Annotated in this window: 12 protein-coding genes and 3 tRNA genes; 4 read left to right on the forward strand and 11 right to left on the reverse strand. The window is 47.3% G+C overall.

The features are described from left to right. Positions 1-119 precede the first annotated feature (119 nt). Both rpmA and rplU read right to left on the reverse strand, forming a co-directional pair. The gene (rpmA, locus tag P6910_RS18135; RefSeq protein WP_062268593.1) at positions 120-377 is read right to left on the reverse strand and encodes a 50S ribosomal protein L27; all 258 of its coding nucleotides are present in this window, start codon (positions 375-377) and stop codon (positions 120-122) included. Between the two features lie 180 nt (positions 378-557). After that, the gene (gene rplU / locus P6910_RS18140) at positions 558-869 is read right to left on the reverse strand and encodes a 50S ribosomal protein L21 (protein ID WP_317142660.1); all 312 of its coding nucleotides are present in this window, start codon (positions 867-869) and stop codon (positions 558-560) included. A gap of 402 nt (positions 870-1,271) precedes the next feature. On the opposite strand from rplU, the gene ispB reads away from it, so the two are divergent. Together ispB and P6910_RS18150 are read left to right on the forward strand one after the other, a co-directional pair. Next, positions 1,272-2,249, forward strand: coding sequence for an octaprenyl diphosphate synthase (ispB, locus tag P6910_RS18145; RefSeq protein WP_317142661.1), 978 nt, complete (start codon positions 1,272-1,274; stop codon positions 2,247-2,249). A gap of 495 nt (positions 2,250-2,744) precedes the next feature. Next, a complete protein-coding gene (locus tag P6910_RS18150; protein ID WP_317142662.1) occupies positions 2,745-5,237 on the forward strand; it encodes a hypothetical protein in 2,493 nt (830 codons plus the stop codon). Positions 5,238-5,460: 223 nt separating this feature from the next. Here P6910_RS18150 and P6910_RS18155 read toward each other — a convergent pair whose 3' ends face one another. Continuing rightward, on the reverse strand, positions 5,461-8,022 hold the full coding sequence (locus tag P6910_RS18155) for an inositol phosphate phosphatase SopB (protein ID WP_317142663.1): 2,562 nt from the start codon (positions 8,020-8,022) through the stop codon (positions 5,461-5,463). 177 nt (positions 8,023-8,199) lie between these two features. Here P6910_RS18155 and P6910_RS18160 point away from each other — a divergent pair, with 177 nt between their 5' ends. After that, a complete protein-coding gene (locus tag P6910_RS18160; RefSeq protein ID WP_317142664.1) occupies positions 8,200-9,780 on the forward strand; it encodes a peptide chain release factor 3 in 1,581 nt (526 codons plus the stop codon). Positions 9,781-9,853: 73 nt separating this feature from the next. On the opposite strand, the gene P6910_RS18165 is transcribed toward P6910_RS18160, so the two are convergent. Continuing rightward, on the reverse strand, positions 9,854-10,372 hold the full coding sequence (locus tag P6910_RS18165; protein WP_317142665.1) for a copper chaperone PCu(A)C: 519 nt from the start codon (positions 10,370-10,372) through the stop codon (positions 9,854-9,856). 3 nt (positions 10,373-10,375) lie between these two features. Next, complete coding sequence (locus tag P6910_RS18170; protein WP_317142666.1) at positions 10,376-10,843, reverse strand: hypothetical protein; 468 nt, start codon at positions 10,841-10,843, stop codon at positions 10,376-10,378. A gap of 27 nt (positions 10,844-10,870) precedes the next feature. On the opposite strand from P6910_RS18170, the gene P6910_RS18175 reads away from it, so the two are divergent. Next, positions 10,871-11,683 (forward strand): TatD family hydrolase, encoded by an 813-nt coding sequence (locus tag P6910_RS18175; RefSeq protein ID WP_317142667.1) that lies wholly within the window; start codon positions 10,871-10,873, stop codon positions 11,681-11,683. Here P6910_RS18175 and P6910_RS18180 read toward each other — a convergent pair. The 6 genes from P6910_RS18180 to P6910_RS18205 all read right to left on the reverse strand — a co-directional run bounded on the left by P6910_RS18180 (position 11,649) and on the right by P6910_RS18205 (position 16,115). Beyond that, a complete protein-coding gene (locus P6910_RS18180; protein WP_317142668.1) occupies positions 11,649-13,424 on the reverse strand; it encodes a hypothetical protein in 1,776 nt (591 codons plus the stop codon). The genes P6910_RS18175 and P6910_RS18180 overlap by 35 nt on opposite strands. A 229-nt stretch (positions 13,425-13,653) precedes the next feature. After that, positions 13,654-14,169, reverse strand: coding sequence for a peptide deformylase (gene def, locus P6910_RS18185; protein WP_317142669.1), 516 nt, complete (start codon positions 14,167-14,169; stop codon positions 13,654-13,656). Positions 14,170-14,239: 70 nt separating this feature from the next. Beyond that, a tRNA-Pro gene (locus P6910_RS18190) sits at positions 14,240-14,316 on the reverse strand. A 40-nt stretch (positions 14,317-14,356) separates the two neighbouring features. After that, positions 14,357-14,433 (reverse strand) — tRNA-Pro (locus P6910_RS18195). A gap of 37 nt (positions 14,434-14,470) precedes the next feature. Next, a tRNA-Pro gene (locus P6910_RS18200) sits at positions 14,471-14,547 on the reverse strand. 206 nt (positions 14,548-14,753) lie between these two features. Beyond that, positions 14,754-16,115: a class II 3-deoxy-7-phosphoheptulonate synthase gene (locus tag P6910_RS18205; protein WP_317142670.1), complete on the reverse strand. Its 1,362-nt coding sequence runs from the start codon at positions 16,113-16,115 to the stop codon at positions 14,754-14,756. Positions 16,116-16,210: the final 95 nt, after the last annotated feature.

Below are 16,210 nucleotides of genomic sequence, written 5' to 3' on the forward strand. Positions count from 1 at the left end.
CAACTTCAGGAGTCTACACCACTCAAATCACTTTACGCACATACAAGAAAGCCCCGCCAAAAAGCAGGGCTTTCCAGTGGCGTCACCCCCAAAAGTGGGTAAACACCAGAAAAGTACTGTTACGCAGCTTCGATGCGCACGTACTTACGCTTCTGAGGACCTTTAACCTCAAAAACAACCTTACCGTCAGCCTTGGCGAACAGGGTATGATCCTTGCCAATACCGACGTTTTCACCCGCGTGGAACTTGGTACCACGCTGACGAACCAGGATGTTACCTGCGTTGACTACCTGACCGCCGAAACGCTTAACGCCAAGGCGTTTACTTTCTGAATCGCGACCGTTACGAGTAGAACCACCAGCTTTTTTGTGAGCCATGCTGCTCTCCTTTTAGCTCGGTCAAACAGCCGGCTACCACACCAGATGTAGACCTTAGAAGTATTTAACGAACTGTTTCCAGTCCATCAGCCATACCTTTTAAACAGCCTTGAGCGGCTTCAGCAATTTCTCATCACCTTGGGGGGATGAAAAATTGCCACAATTAAAAGGGCCTGTTCACTAGCCAGCAATGCCGGTAATTTTCAGCTCAGTGAACCACTGACGGTGGCCCATCTGCTTGCGGTGATGCTTACGACGCTTGAACTTTATGATCTTGATCTTTGGACCGCGACCATGAGCTACAACTTCAGCAGTCACCTTGGCACCTTCAACAACAGGAGCGCCGATCTTGACTTCTTCACCATTGGCTACCAGCAGAACGTCGCTAATATCCAGGCTTTCACCTGCAGCTACGTCCAGTTTTTCAACCTTCAGGGTTGTGCCTTCAGCAACACGGTACTGTTTGCCGCCAGTTTTGATAACTGCGTACATATTTATCTCCGAAAATCCTAAATAGCCTCTTTGTCAAAGGCATCCGGCGAGATCGAGGCATTGGTTCAGGAAAACCAGACCAGGGTACTCAGACCGGAATTTTCAATGCTATCTACGTCTATCTGATCATCACTTCAAGGTAGGCTGCGCCGCATAAGCTTCTGATCAACTCCGAAAACAGAGCTCAAAAGCATGACAAAATGGACCGCCGCCCGGATTCTCAGTCAGATTGTTAGACAGGGGCGCAGATTCTAAGGAATTGCAACCCGGCTGGCAACCCCGATTTATGCTTTATGCCCCCAGAGATTATACCCATGAAACAAGCACCAAAGTCATACAGCTATTGACAGCCGGGCGGTCTCTACCTACGATGCTCGATTTCCCGATCTCTGCAGCAGCCTTATGCCTGAACGCAACAAGCACTCCTTTCAAACCGTTGTCAGCGAAGATTTTGCCCTGGTTAACCAGTACATCGCCGAACAACTGCACTCGGATGTTGTCATGGTCAGCAAAATTGGCCAGTACATAATCCAGTCCGGAGGCAAACGGCTCAGGCCTCTTCTGGTTCTGCTGACCGCAGGCGCCACAGGCTTCCGGGGACAGGACCATATCCCACTGGCGGCTATCATCGAGTTTCTCCATACCGCAACGCTGCTGCACGATGATGTCGTGGACCAGTCAGACCTCCGCCGGGGTCGTGATACGGTCAATGCGCTCTGGGGTAATGCTCCCAGTGTTCTGGTGGGCGACTTTCTCTATTCCCGAGCCTTTCAGATGATGGTTAGTCTGGACAACATGAAGCTGCTCAAGATTCTCTCTGATGCCACTAATATCATTGCTGAGGGTGAAGTCATGCAGTTGATGAATATCAATGATGCCAGCGTGACAGAAGAACAGTATATGGATGTTATCCGATGTAAGACTGCCATGCTCTTTGAAGCCTCTACCCATACTGCAGCGATCCTGTCCAATGTGGACAGCAGGGTTGAACAATCCCTGAGAGATTATGGCAATTATCTGGGCATGGCATTCCAGCTGGTAGATGACCTGCTGGATTATGAGGGCGACAGTGAAGACATGGGAAAAAACCTCGGCGATGACCTGGCAGAAGGCAAACCCACCTTGCCTCTGATATACACTCTCTCCCAGGGCACTCCGGAGCAGAAAGCACTGGTCAGGGAAGCTATTGAACAGGGTGGTCTGGATAAGATTGATCAAATTGTCGAGGCGGTTCGCATCTGTGGAGCGCTGAATTACACATCCCTCAGAGCCAGAGAACAGTCTGAGAAGGCCATTGCCTGCCTGCAGGCCTTGCCTGACAGCGAGTATCGTGACGCTATGGAAGACCTGGCACGTTTTGCTGTGGCCAGAACATTCTAAACACTAGCCTGCCGAACAGTTTCTCTCTTAAGGTGGATGCTATCCACCTGTAGGGCATTGAACCTTTCTTTCACTTTAAACCATCGGGTGTGAGCAGCTGGCAAGCAGATTCGCCTTCCATCCGAATCGAAGGGGGCAAAAATGCTCTCACTTGAATGGACCGATTTTTGTCTGAAAGACATTAAAGATAATTACCTGACCTGAATCCACCGTCACTGGATGCCGGGAGCGGTTTATGCCTTTTTTGAGTGAAGCAACGATGGCAAGGATCAGAGATTGGAAGGACAGACTTCATCAGCAATGCAGCAAAGATTTCACGTAATGAAAAAATAACAGAAAAATGCATGGAACATTTTCATGAAATCACAGTCTAACTCGTCATTATGGTCAGAAATACTCGAAAACAATTGAGGAACCACTTAGCAAGAATTGATTAATCGGCTTTTCTCAGCGTCTGTGCCTGACTGACCACTCACTTTCAAATTGGAGATTACAATGATAGATAATTTTTCCTTAGCACAGACTAATACGAGATGGCATTCACCCCAACATCATGGAGAACAAACCGCTTCTTCAGTATTGCCCCTTGTGAACATCGATTCATCGGCCTTAACAAGTGAACCACAAAGTACCGGACTGCAAAGACGCTCCAGAATTGCAGCCATTGAACAGTCATGCTTTCGACGCCTGCTACCCAAATCTTTTCGGTTGCATTTAGGCCTTAGTGAAATTGAACGCCAGATTGATAGCTATCGGAATAGCTTTCAAGCTTATGCCGATAAGGATAAGCCTCTGGAAGCTTATGAGCGCAACAAATTGGCATTGAGAACACTGGAGTCTAATATAGATGATAATCTCAGGTGGCCCATACGCAGACACGATAACAGAAGATACATCAGGCTACAGAATAGACTCGATGAACAAATACAGAATATATATACGCTCCTGGAAGATAATCTGAAGCGTGCCAGCCAATCATTTTCCAGTATCAGCCCCCTACTGAACCTCGTCTACTCAGAGCTATCTGAGTTCATTGCATTCCACGATGCGCTCTGTCCGTTAAAGGACTCATTAAAAAGGTTATTTAATGAGGACCAGGCTCAACACCCTCACTCCGGTAATGCCGAAACTCTCCAGTTGATATACAGGGCTTCTTGTTTGGTCGATCAAAAGATAGAGGAAGAGCAAAAAAGCCTGGACCATCTTCGCACTAATCGGCAGACGTGGGGGCAAGAAAGAAGACTAAGCAACCTAGAGCTTCTTAAAAATTTGAATGCAACACTGCATGACATGGCCGTTGCTAATATGTGCCGTCACCTTGATTCACTCAACACTATGGAGTCGTTAATAGAATTCGTTGAAAATCATGAAGGAAATATAAGAACCCTATCAGATTTAAAGCATAATCTTCTTATTCAGCATATGATAAAAACAATAGAGCATTTACCTGAAGAGGTATCCACTGAATCACTGTTTTTACTTGATAAGAAGATGGAAGCTATTCGTGAAGACAGTAAAAAAATAATTCTCAAAAAGGCATCTTCTTTACTAACCAACGAGGTCGACTCACTAGCTGACGGGATAAAGGCTTTTATCAGAGTAAGTCTTGCTGGACCGGGCGGATTTAGAAAAGATGAGGCTGCCGACAGATTATTCTATAAGATGTGTACATTTATTAAAGACTTTGATGATGCACTCCTTACATTTGATAAAGTCACTGCCTTAAATCCACATTCCTCAAAACATTTCGATATCTTGTATAAAAAAGTGGTATCCCAGGCAGTCAGTTTCGAGCACTTTTACCGGCTCACCAAACATGCAGCTTTTGATAAAGACAAGAGCACCTTTTGCCTGAAAGCTTTAGCAATAAATCCAGATCATATTGACCTCAGGAAACTTCATAAAAAAATCATTGAACAGAAAATCAATCAACAGTTTTATAAAACCGTAGACGCATCAAGAAAAGTTTTTATTAAAAACAGTCAGTCACAGATTGAAAAGATTATTGGCTCACACAAAACTAATTATCAAAATCAAATTAGCACTCTAATTAGAGAACCAAGCATTCTCACACGCTACAATGAAAAAATTAAAGAAGCTACCAAGAAATTTAAAAAAGCGGATCTTAGTTTTCGCGACATTAGAAGTCGTCATGACACAGATAGATTAAAAATACCTTTAAAAAAGGCTATTACGCTTTCCTTGGAAGCTATGATACTAGCACCCACAGACAAAATGAGAAAAAGCGCTGAAGAACTAATCGACAAATTTTTTAATGAAACACATATGAACCCACGGACTTACCAAAAACATATACGGAGACCAAAAATAATAAATACAGAGATTAAAAAGATAAAAGCTTATCCAACCGCAGAAAACAAATGTCAGAATTTAAAAGAAACTGCCATCGCAAATATCAAACGCAAGCTTGACGCTCAGGTCTTAATTAAATCCCATGAGTTCGATAAACTTGTGAGCCAGAAAAAGCAAGAATTAGACAACTCATTGTCTTTATTCCATCAGAAGCTTGGCAGTTATTACTATAGCTTGGCTCAAATGAATCCCACTGCCTGGTTTTTTCCAATAGATGGGTTTTGGATGCCGTATGTGTATACTGCCTTATTAAACCCTGAATATCCCGTCAATATGGGTAGCAGATATTCATCTGATACCGGTGATGTGCGCGGAGATCTTTCTCCGTCTACTGTCACAGGAAATTTATCAATTTCAGATTCAGTCATTGGAGATGTTCTCGATCCAGGCAGTCTCGAATTAAGCGGTATCGGTGGCAGCATCGATTTAAGCGGTCTGGGTAACAGTCTCGATTTAGGCAGTCTCGAGTTAGGCAGTCTCGAGTTAGGCAACCTCGAGTTAGGCAACCTCGAGTTAGGCAACCTCGAGTTAGGCAACCTCGAGTTAGGCAACCTCGAGTTAGGCAACCTCGATTTTACCGATCTGGATGGCTGTTTCGATTTAGATTTCTTGTAAGTTAAAACAACAGACAGCCATGTTCGTAGACAGGGGGTTATTTGCAGATGTCAGAAAAGGACTAATCAACCTATAAGCTTCGTAAGACAGATCCAAAATACTTTCTGTCTATGTCAGACTTGAGGAACCTTTGAAACCTGGCTTAACAGTTGGAGGCTCTCATGCTCTTCAGCACCGGGAAAAACAAGGCGGGCAGAGTTCACACCCGCAAGATTTTCAGTGGCTATTTCACTTTAAACCGGGCTTTATGGGCAAGCTTATGAGCAAATTCACCCAGACGCTTTTTGTTCAACTGGGTCTTAAACCCTGGCACGTTGATGTTCATTTGCTGCAATTCAAGATTACCTGAACCAAACTGGAAAGCCTGACTGAGGTTACGATCCTCTCGGCTAACGGGTTTGCGGGGGTCAGGGACATAGCCCCTGGCCTCCACTTCGGCAGCAAAGCGCTTGATCGAGGCGTCGGCTTCTCCGGTTCGATCCTTACCACTTTTACAATTGATATGACCCACTGCGCCTATCTTGAATGCCAGCAACTGGATTCGCTCAACCATCTTATAGGCATCTTCGCCTTCTGTTTGATAGTCGCCTGAAACATGAAGATCCCTGATCTGTTCAACCAGCATACGAACAATCTGCTTGGATTGCTCCGGGGCCGGGCCTGCCAGATAGTCGCCTACCCAACCGCCAACAGGATCGAACTGGTCTAAAGAGCCTATCAGTTCTATAAGTCCCTCATTATTGACCCGCTTGGCCTCACCCCAGGGACGGACAACGGACTTCAGACCACCCAATGAAAGTGAATTGACACCATAATTAGTGTTGGCCAGCTTCATATTGACTCTGAGTTGATATTTTTCGCCTTTACCATCAGAAATAACCAATGGCTTACCATCGTTGAGTTCTTTCTGAACTTCCTTGAGGGCGGCGATCTGCTCTCTCTGCATCTTCAATTCATCATCATGAATATGCAGATAGTGCCTCAGTTTGTCGGCACTGAGCATAGACGTGGAGAGCATCTTCAAAGGAACAGGCTGTCCCGATGTCAGATAGCCGGGATTATCATCCAGAAACTGTTTTACAGCCGCCGTCACCAACTCCCTGGCCCGGTTTCTGGCTGCTTCAAGTCGAGGCTCTTTTTCTTTTATTCCATAGGCACAGAGAGTTCCGGAGCGCAACCCTTTGAACAGAACTTTCTTGTTCCCCTTTTCTGCAGTGGACAGCTCAGATTGCGCCATATTGACGGCATGAACGCGTTCTCTGGTTTCAGTCGAAGGCCTGCCCATACCCTCATAAGAATGCTCAAAGATATCCTTTGCGCCTTCTCCCCACTTCATTTGCGAAGCAGGGGTCAGCTGACTCTCATAATGTCGGGTTCGCCCCTCAATCCTCACATCCAGATGGGTAGTGATTTTTTCCCATTGAAGTGTTGAGAGCACCTGACTGCGTGATGCTTTCAGTTTCTTGCTGGCATTATCCAGACCCACCTCTCCCAGCCGCTTCAATATACAGGCGGTATAAGCCTTTGCATCAATCACGGGAAGGGTGTCAGCGCGGGAAGCTCTTCCCGTTAACTTCGCTCTGGCTGGTGGAAGATCATTGTCTGTTCCTTCCTGAATACGGTCAAAATGGTCACTCCACGTCTGGTGCAATGCTTCCAGCTTTGCCAGCTTTCTGGTTTTCTTTTTGCTGAATAGACCTTCCTTACCTGAGTTGTTGATGAGTGCACTTTCATGCTCAATTTCATTCTTGAGAACATTAATTGCAGAAATCAGTTCCAGACATTTAAACTTTTTCCACTGCTGCGGCCCCAGTGGATTCTCCTGGTCACTGACCTCCAGCTGATCGATGAAATCCAACACAGCATCGAGCTGCCCTACCAGATCATGGATTAGAGCCTGCTGCAATTGGGCAGGCACATTTTGTGAATGACGCTCCAGTCCATCAAGCGTCTTGATAAGCTGCCTGGCAAGTTCTCTGGCGTCTTCAGCCTGTTCGGCATAGCTGCTGTTCTGCAGACGCTCCAATGGGGAACCGGAGAGAAGACCAGAAACACGGTTGGTGTAATATTCGGCATTACCTATCAGCCCCATCTCGTATTGACTGATATAGAGATCATCACCTTCTATCGTTGTTCCCGGGACTTTGTCCTTATCAAAGTGCTCTTCGGCCCAGAGCCTGAGCTGACCGGGAAAAAGAGTATGTCCCTCCTCTGTTTCCCTGGTGAGAAAGCGAGCCGTTTCGGGAATATTGGCTGAGAAGATAGATTCATGCTGACCGACCACTTTTACCGCAAGCTCAAGAGCCTTTGATTGACTCAGATAATCGGTATGACCAGAGAGCTGAAACTGAACGATTTCCTTAAGATGCTCCTGCTCGTGTGGAGGAAGAGATCGCCACTTAAAAGGTGTCGCAGTCTCAAAGGCTTTTGTCACCATATCGGAATCCAGCCAGAGCTCTATACTGCTGCAATTGAGCTTTCTGACATCCCTTAACAGGTCTGTGGCCCGTGTTTCCAGCTTTTTAATGGTTCTTTGGTTCAGCGGCTTGCTTTTGAGATCACTGTGAAGCTGATTTTCCACAAAACTGCCGTACTTGGAAACAAATGCCCTGGCACCTTCACTGGCACTGAGTTTTTCACCTTCCCTCAGCTCTCTGACAGGAAGCGGCAGCAGCTCGGCCTCCCGGCCACGCCACTTGCCTCTGACAGAAATGTCACTGGATTCATCCTGCTCTCTGTCAAGCAGGGGTTGCAAGCATTGCAAAGTCCGTTGCGATGGATTCAAAGCACCCACTTCCTTATCACCAATCTACTCGCAACTGTTATCGGCCGGTTTAGCCAAAAGTCCTGAGTTATCAGGCACAACACCCGATTTCAATCTTTTATGTTGAGTCTGGCTTTGCGCAACAGAGCGGATATAATGTCGCCATTTTTTCAAGCTCTGAAATCAGGCAAAACATCAATGAGTGGACTATCCCCCGAAGTGGCAAAGCGTCGAACCTTTGCGATCATCAGTCACCCGGACGCCGGTAAAACCACCATCACAGAAAAGCTCCTGCTTCTGGGTGGTGCTATCCAGATGGCCGGCACAGTGAAGGGTCGTAAAACCGGTCGTATGGCTACTTCTGACTGGATGAAAATGGAGCAGGAGAGAGGTATCTCGATCACGACCTCGGTTATGCAGTTTCCCTATAAAGGTCGCACTGTCAACCTGCTGGACACTCCCGGACACGAAGACTTCTCGGAAGACACCTACCGAACCCTGACGGCAGTGGATAGCTGCCTGATGGTGATTGACGGCGCCAAGGGTGTCGAAGACCGGACCATTAAACTGATGGAGGTCTGTCGTCTGAGAGACACTCCTATCTTTACCTTTGTTAATAAGATGGACCGTGAAGTCCGGGACCAGATTGAAGTGCTGGACGAAGTGGAAAGCATCCTGAAAATTCAGTGCGCTCCCATTACCTGGCCTATCAGCATGGGCAAGAATTTCAAGGGGGTTTATAACCTCTATACCGATACTATTCACGTCTTCACCCCTGGCCAGGGACATACTATACCCGACGATATTCGTATCAAGGGTCTTGAGTCGGACGAAGCCAAAGAACTGCTGGGTGATATTCATGAAGACTTTGTCGATGAGGTGGAACTGGTTCGCGGCGGCAGTCACGAGTTTGACCTGGAAGCCTATCACGCTGGCAAGATGACGCCTGTTTTCTTTGGTACTGCCCTGGCCAACTTTGGCGTCCGCGAAATGCTGGACGACTTTGCCGAGTGGGCTCCAGCCCCTCTGGCTCGTAAAACAGACCAGAGGGCGGTGGAGCCGGACGAAGCCAAATTCTCCGGTTTTGTATTCAAGATCCAGGCCAACATGGACCCTAAACACCGTGACCGCATTGCTTTCCTGCGCATCTGTTCCGGAAAATACACCCGTAATATGAAAATGAAGCATGTGCGAATCGGCAAAGATGTAAAAATTGCCGACGCTGTCACCTTTCTTGCGGGTGATCGCTCCCATGTAGAGGAAGCCATCTCCGGTGATATTATCGGTCTGCACAACCACGGCACTATCCAGATTGGCGATACGTTCAGTCAGGGCGAAGAGATCCGCTTTACCGGGATTCCACACTTCGCACCCGAACTTTTCAAGCGCGTTCGCCTGAGAGACCCTCTCAAGCTCAAACAGCTCCAGAAAGGCTTGCAACAGCTTTCAGAGGAAGGCGCGACCCAATTGTTCATGCCTCTGAACAATAACGACCTGATTCTGGGTGCGGTCGGCGTACTCCAGTTTGATGTCGTTATGCGTCGCCTCAAGGATGAGTACAAGGTGGAGGCCATGTACGAGCCGGTCAATGTCAATACTGCCCGCTGGGTGGATTGTACAGACGAACGTAAATTGGAGGAATTCAAGCGCAAGTGCGCTGACAATCTGGCGATTGACGGTGGTGGCTACCTGACTTATCTGGCTCCCACCCGTGTCAATCTCTCTCTGGCAGAGGAACGCTACCCGGATATTACCTTCCGGACCACCCGCGAGCACTAACCTCTCCTTAATCCTGCCGCTTCGCTTTAAAGTGAAGTGACAGGATCAAACCACGATGACTTCTACTTCTGACTCAGTGACCCATGCTACTGTGATCCATTGAGCCGTGATCCATCTCGACATGCTTCATGGCGCTGCCATGAGCCATATCTTTGGTTTCGTCACGAAGATCCTTTACCGGTATTTTTACATCTACTGCGTCTCCGTCAGAGAAATGCAGGGTAACATCAACCTCACTACCGGCTTTCAATGGCCTCTTCAAACCCATCAGCATGATATGCTTGCCACCACTTTTGAGATATTCAGTTTTACCTGCCGGTATATCAATATCTTTCAACTCGTACATTTTCATCACATTCCCTTCATGCCTGTGACCGTGCAGCTCAACACGAGCCGCGCTATCACTGTCAGCAGAGACCAGCTTGATATCTTCTTCACCTATGTTGGTGATAGTCAGAAACGCCGCAGAATTTGTGGAAACAGCCGGTACCGCTCTTGCGTACTGATCCTTTATCTCAACATCTGCCGCCTGAATGGCTATAGATGTCATACCTGCGAAAATGGCCAGCGTACTCATTGCCAATAGTTTCATAATTCAAGTCTCCAGTTCAAAAACAACCGTTGTCACTTCGGAACCTGATTCAATCACCAGTCTGGCCAGCCAGGTCATATCTTTATCAACCGTGCAAAAAGTCAGGTTACCCACGCCCCTGTATAACGAAGGCCCAAAAAAAGAGGACTGCTTGTAGAGTGGAAAAGGCGCTAACCCCATTGGCATATCCCGGCCAAAAAACTCCATGGTAACCCTGTCTGCTGAAAGACCTCTCAGTAGAACTTCAACATCCAGCGGCTCCAGCTTCGGCAGACCGGAAGGCTTTATTCTCAGCTCAATCTCGCTGCCTGCTGTTGTCAGTCGACAGCCTTCAGACACCAGACATCTTTTCTGGAAGCTCTGTCCGGTCAGTCCTGTTTCAGATCCCGGCTTAAAGTAGCGAGGTATAAAAACCAGTACTGCAATCAGCACCAGCGAAACACCCAGCCCTATGTACTGCTTTATTTTCATCGGGGTAACATAACAGACTGAAGCCCGATGACCAACTTTATGAACATTATGCCCCCTATACCAGAATTGTTTGACAGCCACTGTCACCTGGACTTTCCCGAGTTCGACCATGACCGTGATGAAACCCTTGAACAATGTTGGCTCGCAGGTGTCCGCTCAATCTGCATCCCTGCAACGGAAGCGCGTTACTGGTCCAGAGTTCTGAAACAAGTGAATTATTCGCCCGATTCTGTGCGACGCTTTGTCTCACTCGGACTGCATCCTTATTTTCTGAAAAGCCATAGACCCCAACACCTTGACGAATTGAAAGTATTCCTGAAACGTCATTCCGAGACGGTTTGTGCTGTGGGCGAGATAGGTCTGGACTTCTCGCTGACTGACTCGGACCGTCAGCAACAGCACTACTATTTTATCAGACAGCTTGAGCTTGCCGATCAGTTTAAGCTACCTGTCATTCTGCACTGCAGAAAAGCACACGATGAAATCCTTAAAGAAATCAGGCAAATTAAACCGGAGAGAGGTGGTATCGTACATGCTTTTTCTGGCAGTGAACAACAGGCCCAACAGTATATTGAACTGGGCTTCAAACTAGGGTTTGGCGGTACAATTACTTACCAGAGGGCCAGAAAAACACGCCAGCTGGCCGCCTCGCTACCCCTGAGTAGCATTGTTCTGGAAACCGATGCCCCGGATATGCCGATGTCAGGCTATCAGGGTCAAAGGAACACTCCCACCCTATTACCTGTTGTCCTTGAGCATCTGGCACAATTACGTTCCAGCTCTACGAAAGAGATCGCGCAGGCTACTACCGAGAATGCATTATCAATCCTGGCGAAATAATATAACTGGACTGCGCATGAGCCTCAGGTTCAGTTAAATTACCCCCAATCACCATGTCATCAACCTGGCGGATAGGACCGCCCGATGAGCTCAAGAGTGATGACAGCGAAGAGGATGAACTGGCACTGGAAGAAGAATAAAAGCCTGAGTCATCGTCATGGCCTCCATCATCATTAAAAGTTCCACCATCATTGGAGAGCATCGTCGGAAGCACACTGGGCACATTATTCATAATATTCTGTTCGGACGTTGCAAACATCCAGCGATTAACACCGTCGTAGATCAGCACCGGTTCACCTTCAGGAGCGGCATCTAATTCACTGATGGTGCCATCCAGATTAAGGCTCCACACCTGAATAACACCGCCTAACCGGATCATAAGACACAAAGGTTTATCAGGTGGATGATCCGACCCCAGCAGGGCTGCCCAGGTCATCAAAATAGTAGGAAGTCCGCCCAGATTACCTTCTGAGAGAAAATCAGCTTCAGCTTCAATATCTGCGGCAATCCAGCTTAAAAGCCTTATCTGAGCATCGGTCAGACTGTTCTGCTCCCAAGCTTTCCATAACTGTCTCAACAGGACAATGACACGCTCCCGATTCAGATAATAAGTGGGCAGGATAGCGTCCAGTGAAATAAATAAACACTCATTACCATGATGGACCTCGTAAAGAGTTAGCCTTAATGGTTCCAACAACATTTTAACAAACGAAAGAAAGCTTTCATGCTCCATCGCGACAAGACTTCTACTGGACATCAAAGATTGGAAGTGATGATGCATACGGCTGCTTAATACTTCTGAATTTAATGAATTCTGTTGAAAAAGACGTGTCAGGGCATAGCCTGAGTTAAAATGATGAAGTTGCAACTGTCGAACCAGGTCTGGCGACCCTGAATCAACAGTTTCTTCTGTCAGCTCAGGAACTTCGTTATTCGCATGCCAATAAAAACAAACGTCCGAAAGGTCAGCATTTCTCCTTCTCCAGGTTTTAAACTGCTCAAACAAAACCCGCAAGATTGCAAACAACTCTTTTGTCGTTCGGTTGCCCAGAAGACAGTTCCGTTGCCACATATTCCAGCTAATTAAATTATCATCACTGTCAAGAAACAGGGCATGATCAATGGAAGCTCGAGCCCCCGGATCATTAACATGAGTACCTTCGATAATAAGAATATCGCAGGTGATACGCCGGGTTTCTTCCGGGCCCAGCTGACCTTCCAGATGACGACAATAAGGGGCATACCGAAAAGAATCACCCCGGGCTATCGCTGCCAGACAGCTATCTCTGAGCTCTGCCCGATACTCCTCACCATTGTTGTTCCCCGATGCGCCATCGCCCAGATGGCTGAACATTTCACGTCTTTCCGCCCGGGAATGCAGAAAAGTATCAATCCCCAGTGTTTCCAGACTGCAGACCCTGCCTGACTGCTCTGACTGAGATCGTTGATAAAGCGCCGAAGAAGTTCGAAGTTCCTGAGTAAATTGATCAAGAAAAGTAGACTTACCGGCTCCGGAAGGCCCATCCAGACCAATAGTAAATGGTCTGAAAGAATCATTTTCTCCTTCCAGATTACCCTGTTGCAGGTTATAGAGATAATCAAGAAAAGCGTTTATCGCCAGAGCTTGAACAATCAAGCCGTGTGATCCTTCAGCAGTAGTCCAGGGGATAGAAACAATAAAAACTATAAATAATGAACGACGTCCCGTTCGAGTAAACTCCTTTATTTTTTTAATGAGCAAAACAGCAACTCCAAGCCAACAAACACGACCTTATCTAAAATAGACTAAACCAATTCATTCTGCCGAAAGGAAGCTGATTTTAATTTATTTATAAATGCACTCTGAAATAAACAAGGCATGGTTTACTATGAAAACACCTCTATTTTTCAGCCTTGAAACTATCTATAGGATCAAGAGTTAAATGGGATCAAGAGTCAAAAACATTTTTGATTCAAACCTGCCCGGGACCTTATTTATTACCTCTTTCATGCTTCTTCAGCGCCTTACGTGCTCTTTGACGTACCATTTTTTGCTTCAGAGCCGAGAGTTTATCGATAAATAATACACCGTCCAGATGGTCGATCTCATGCTGAAAAGCTTCTGAAAGGATACCCTCACCCTCTATCTCGAAAAATTCACCATGACGATCCTGAGCCCTGACTTTGACCCAGCCTGCCCGTTTAACTGCTGCCCAGCAGCCCGGAAGTGACAGACAGCCCATCTCCATTTTCTGCTCACCCGACTTTTCAACAATCTCAGGATTCACAATGACCAGAGGCTGACTTTTATCAGACGTGACATCAATCACCGCCACTCTCATCCCCAGACCAACCTGGGTAGCAGCCAGCCCGGCACCGTTGACGGCATACATAGTTTCCAACATATCATCCACGATTTTCTGAAAACCCGGACCAAAGTCAGTAACAGGAGTGGTGGGAGTTCTTAAAGCGGGGTTGGATTCCGGAACCAGTTCTAAAATCGCCATGGAGTTTCTTCTGTGTATATTTTGTTGGTTGTTACAAAACAACTATAGACAGAAAAAAAGGAGGAAAAAATGGTCGGGGTAGAGAGATTCGAACTCCCGACATCCTGCTCCCAAAGCAGGCGCGCTACCAGACTGCGCTATACCCCGATGCGTTTTGACCAGAAACTATGAAATTTCTGCAAGAATTTGGTCGGGGTAGAGAGATTCGAACTCCCGACATCCTGCTCCCAAAGCAGGCGCGCTACCAGACTGCGCTATACCCCGTTTTCTGTCCAGAAGTCAGGTTACTTCTGCAAGAAACTGGTCGGGGTAGAGAGATTCGAACTCCCGACATCCTGCTCCCAAAGCAGGCGCGCTACCAGACTGCGCTATACCCCGTCTCTATCTCGTGACAGGCTTTTCAGGCCTCGTCACGGAACGGCGGCTAATCTACCAAAATGATTCGCCTTTGACAAAAGTATTTGCCAGAAAACTTCAACCGGCTAAAAAACAATCACCTAAAACCTTGCACAGGAAGGAACTCTTTTAATGCAAAATGCCATCCACAACCCTCGAAGGATGTCTATCTGAATGCATCATCGTGGTCATCTTTCACGCAGTTTTCGACAATCTTTTAGAGTGTCGGAAATCATGAAAGCGAGCTCCAGCGCCTGATCAGCATTCAGTCTTGGATCACAGTGAGTATGATAGCGATTACCCAGAGAGTCTTCGGTCACTGCACGGGAACCACCAATGCACTCGGTTACCTTCTGACCGGTCATTTCAAAGTGAACACCACCCGCATAGGTTCCTTCTGCCTGGTGAACCGCGAAGAACTGCTTCACCTCACGCAGAATTCGACTGACCTCACGCGTCTTATAACCGTTGGAGGCCTTGAATGTGTTACCGTGCATTGGATCACAGCTCCACAGCACCTGACGCCCTTCCCTCTCGACAGCACGAATCAGCTCTGGCAGGTATTTTTCAACATTGTCTGCGCCCATGCGCACAATCACATTCAGACGACCAGCTTCGTTGTCCGGGTTGATCAGATCAATCAGGCGAATCAGATCTTCCGGAGGCATGGTTGGACCCGCCTTCAGACCAATCGGGTTACTAATACCCCGAACGAATTCAACGTGACCACCTTCAACCTGACGAGTTCTGTCGCCTACCCAGAGCATATGTGCCGAGCAGTCATACCAGTGACCGGAAAGGCTGTCCTGACGAGTCATGGCCTGCTCATAGGGCAGCAACAGAGCTTCATGGGAGGTATAGAAGTCCGTTTCGCTGATCACTCTGGAATGCTCGGAAGAAATACCGCAGGCCCTCATGAAATCAAGTGCTTCATCAATCCGATCAGCCAGATGACTGTATTGCTCAGACTGCGGACTGCTGGCGACAAAATCCAGATTCCAGGCATGAACCTGTTCCAGAGATGCAAGTCCACCCTGGGCAAAAGCCCTGAGCAGGTTCAGAGTCGATGATGCCTGATGATAGGCCTTAAGCATTCTCTCGGGGTCAGGAATTCTGGATTCAACTGTGGCATCCATGGCATTAATGATGTCGCCACGATAAATCGGCAGCTCAACACCCTCTATGACTTCGGTACCAGACGAACGGGGCTTGGCAAACTGGCCAGCCATTCTGCCTACTTTAATGACAGGACAACTGGCGCCAAATGTCAGCACAACGGCCATCTGCATCAGGACTTTGAAGGTATCCCGTATATTATCTGCTGAGAACTCCAGAAAGCTCTCGGCACAGTCACCGCCTTGCAATAGAAATGCTTTGCCCTCGGTAGCAGCTGCCAACTTCTGTCGCAACGCTCTCACCTCACCGGCAAAGACCAGCGGCGGCATGCGGTGCAACTGTTGCTCCACCTGTTTAAGGTGATCTTGATCGGGGTATTCCGGCAGCTGGATGACAGGCATTTCTCTCCAGCTATCAACTTGCCATTGATTCATTTACTCTCTCGGGGCGTCGTATTGCTTCATGAACATAACAGGTCATTTTACATGAAAGCACTGGATAAAGCCTAACCTGTTCCAAACCTTTATCA

It is taken from the genome of Endozoicomonas sp. 8E, assembly GCF_032883915.1.
GTDB lineage: Bacteria > Pseudomonadota > Gammaproteobacteria > Pseudomonadales > Endozoicomonadaceae > Endozoicomonas_A.

What these genes read in the sequence shown, in the direction of transcription:
- rpmA (WP_062268593.1), bottom strand. Translation starts at nt 377, where the DNA reads ATGGCTCACAAAAAAGCTGGTGGTTCTACTCGTAACGGTCGCGATTCA.
- rplU (WP_317142660.1), bottom strand. Translation starts at nt 869, where the DNA reads ATGTACGCAGTTATCAAAACTGGCGGCAAACAGTACCGTGTTGCTGAA.
- ispB (WP_317142661.1), top strand. Translation starts at nt 1,272, where the DNA reads ATGCCTGAACGCAACAAGCACTCCTTTCAAACCGTTGTCAGCGAAGAT.
- P6910_RS18150 (WP_317142662.1), top strand. Translation starts at nt 2,745, where the DNA reads ATGATAGATAATTTTTCCTTAGCACAGACTAATACGAGATGGCATTCA.
- P6910_RS18160 (WP_317142664.1), top strand. Translation starts at nt 8,200, where the DNA reads ATGAGTGGACTATCCCCCGAAGTGGCAAAGCGTCGAACCTTTGCGATC.
- P6910_RS18165 (WP_317142665.1), bottom strand. Translation starts at nt 10,372, where the DNA reads ATGAAACTATTGGCAATGAGTACGCTGGCCATTTTCGCAGGTATGACA.
- P6910_RS18170 (WP_317142666.1), bottom strand. Translation starts at nt 10,843, where the DNA reads ATGAAAATAAAGCAGTACATAGGGCTGGGTGTTTCGCTGGTGCTGATT.
- P6910_RS18175 (WP_317142667.1), top strand. Translation starts at nt 10,871, where the DNA reads ATGACCAACTTTATGAACATTATGCCCCCTATACCAGAATTGTTTGAC.
- def (WP_317142669.1), bottom strand. Translation starts at nt 14,169, where the DNA reads ATGGCGATTTTAGAACTGGTTCCGGAATCCAACCCCGCTTTAAGAACT.
- P6910_RS18205 (WP_317142670.1), bottom strand. Translation starts at nt 16,115, where the DNA reads ATGAATCAATGGCAAGTTGATAGCTGGAGAGAAATGCCTGTCATCCAG.